This is a genomic window from Methanofollis fontis (assembly GCF_004297185.1).
GTDB lineage: Archaea > Halobacteriota > Methanomicrobia > Methanomicrobiales > Methanofollaceae > Methanofollis > Methanofollis fontis.
On the sequence record NZ_PGCL01000012.1, the window covers coordinates 1 to 3030 of the forward strand.

1 protein-coding gene is annotated in these 3030 nt (G+C 60.5%); it reads right to left on the bottom strand.

Going from position 1 to position 3030, the window contains the following annotated elements; genetic code table 11:
- A partial coding sequence (locus CUJ86_RS11635) for a PEGA domain-containing protein (RefSeq protein WP_130647745.1) occupies positions 1–3030 on the bottom strand: 3030 nt, incomplete at both ends.

The window sequence follows — 3030 nt, forward strand, 5'->3', positions numbered from 1 at the left end:
CGAGCTGCTGGACGAGCGTAAAGGAGACTTCCTCGGTCTCGTCCTTGGAGAGGGTGACGACTTCCGTTGCCGGGTCGTATCCGTCCAGTTCAACCGTCACATTGTAGGTCCCGACCGGTTTGTCTGCCAGGGTGGCGTTCGTGAGGTCTCCGGTTGCGGTGCCGTTGAGGTAGACCGCCGCTCCGGAGGGAGTGGAGTTGATCTGCAGGGTTCCGAGCTGCTGGACGAGCGTAAAGGAGACTTCCTCGGTCTCGTCCTTGGAGAGGGTGACGACCTCTGTCGCCGGATCGTATCCGTCCAGTTCCACGGTGACATTGTAGGTCCCGACCGGTTTGTCTGCCAGGGTAGCGTTCGTGAGGTCTCCGGTTGCGGTGCCATTGAGGTAGACCGCCGCTCCGGAGGGAGTGGAGTTGATCTGCAGGGTTCCGAGCTGCTGCACGAGCGTAAAGGAGACTTCCTCGGTCTCGTCCTTGGAGAGGGTGACGACCTCTGTCGCCGGATCGTATCCGTCCAGTTCCACGGTGACGTTGTAGGTCCCGACCGGTTTGTCTGCCAGGGTGGCGTTCGTGAGGTCTCCTGTAGCAGTGCCATTGAGGTAGACCGCCGCTCCCGAGGGCGTGGAGTTGATCTGCAGTGTCCCGAGCTGCTGGACGAGCGTAAAGGAGACCTCTTCGGTCTCGTCCTTGGAGAGGGTGACGACCTCTGTCGCCGGATCGTATCCGTCCAGCTCCACGGTGACATTGTAGGTCCCGACCGGTTTGTCTGCCAGGGTTGCGTTCGTGAGGTCTCCTGTAGCAGTGCCATTCAGGTAGACGCTGGCTCCCGCCGGGGTCGAGTTGATCTGGAGTGTCCCGAGCTGCTGGACGAGGGTGAATGCAACCTCCTCGGTCTCGTCTTTCGTGAGGGTGACGACTTCCGTTGCCGGGTCGTATCCGTCCAGTTCAACCGTCACATTGTAGGTCCCGACCGGTTTGTCTGCGAGGGTGACGTTCGTGAGGTCACCGGTTGCGGTGCCATTCAGGTAGACACTGGCTCCCGCCGGTGTGGAGTTGATCTGCAATGTCCCGAGCTGCTGCACCAGGGTGAAACTCACGTCCTCGGTCTCGTCCTTGGAGAGGGTGACGATCTCGGTTGCCGGGTCGTATCCCTCCAGTTCAACGGTGACGTTGTAGGTCCCGACCGGTTTGTCTGCGAGGGTGACATTCGTGAGGTCCCCGGTTGCGGTTCCGTTGAGGTAGACCGCTGCTCCCGAGGGCGTGGAGTTGATCTGCAACGTCCCGAGCTGCTGGACGAGCGTAAAGGAGACCTCCTCGCTCTCGTCTTTCGTGACGGTGACAATCTCCGTTGCCGGGTCATACCCGTCCTTCAGGACGGTGACGTTGTAGGTCCCGACCGGTTTGTCTGCGAGGGTTGCGTTCGTGAGGTCTCCCGTAGCAGTGCCATTGAGGTAGACCGCCGCTCCGGAGGGAGTGGAGTTGATCTGGAGTGTCCCGAGCTGCTGGACGAGCGTAAAGGAGACATCCTCGGTCTCGTCCTTGGAGAGGGTGACAATCTCTGTCGCCGGATCGTATCCATTCAACTCGACGGTGACATTGTAGGTTCCGACTGGTTTGTCTGCGAGGGTGGCATTCGTGAGGTCTCCTGTGGCCGTTCCGTTCAGATAGACGCTGGCTCCCGCCGGGGTCGAGTTGATCTGCAGTGTCCCGAGCTGCTGGACGAGCGTAAAGGAGACATCCTCGGTCTCGTCCTTGGAGAGGGTGACGATCTCCGTTGCCGGATCGTATCCGTCCTTCAGGACGGTGACGTTGTAGGTCCCGACCGGTTTGTCTGCCAGGGTTGCGTTCGTGAGGTCTCCTGTAGCAGTGCCATTCAGGTAGACGCTGGCTCCCGAGGGCGTGGAGTTGATCTGCAATGTCCCGAGCTGCTGGACGAGTGTAAAGGAGACATCCTCGGTCTCGTCCTTGGAGAGGGTGACGATCTCGGTTGCCGGATCATACCCGTCCTTCAGGACGGTGACATTGTAGGTCCCGACCGGTTTGTCTGTGAGGGTGGCGTTCGTGAGGTCCCCGGTTGCGGTGCCATTCAGGTAGACACTGGCTCCTGCCGGGGTCGAGTTGATCTGCAATGTCCCGAGCTGCTGCACGAGGGTGAAGGAGACCTCCTCGGTCTCGTCCTTGGAGAGGGTGACGATCTCGGTCGCCGGATCGTATCCATTCAACTCGACGGTGACATTGTAGGTCCCTAGGGGTTTGTCTGCGAGGGTAACGTTCGTGGCCTCACCCGTGGCCGTTCCGTTCAGGTAGACCGCCGCTCCTGCCGGGGTCGAGTTGATCTGCAGTGTCCCGAGCTGCTGCACGAGGGTGAATGCGACCTCCTCGGTTTCGTCCTTGGAGAGGGTGACGACTTCCGTTGCCGGGTCGTATCCGTCCAGTTCAACCGTCACATTGTAGGTCCCGACCGGTTTGTCTGCGAGGGTGACGTTCGTGAGGTCACCGGTTGCGGTGCCATTCAGGTAGACACTGGCTCCCGCCGGTGTGGAGTTGATCTGCAATGTCCCGAGCTGCTGCACCAGGGTGAAACTCACGTCCTCGGTCTCGTCCTTGGAGAGGGTGACGATCTCGGTTGCCGGGTCGTATCCCTCCAGTTCAACGGTGACGTTGTAGGTCCCGACCGGTTTGTCTGCGAGGGTGACATTCGTGAGGTCTCCGGTGGCTGTTCCGTTCAGATAGACGCTGGCTCCTGCCGGGGTCGAGTTGATCTGCAACGTCCCGAGCTGCTGGACGAGCGTAAAGGAGACATCCTCGGTCTCGTCCTTGGAGAGGGTGACGATCTCCGTTGCCGGATCGTATCCTTCCAGTTCAACCGTGACATTGTAGGTCCCGACCGGTTTGTCTGCCAGGGTGGCGTTCGTGAGGTCACCGGTTGCGGTGCCGTTCAGGTATACCGCCGCTCCTGCCGGCGTGGAGTTGATCTGCAATGTTCCGAGCTGCTGGACGAGGGTGAACGCAACCTCCTCGGTCTCGTCCTTGG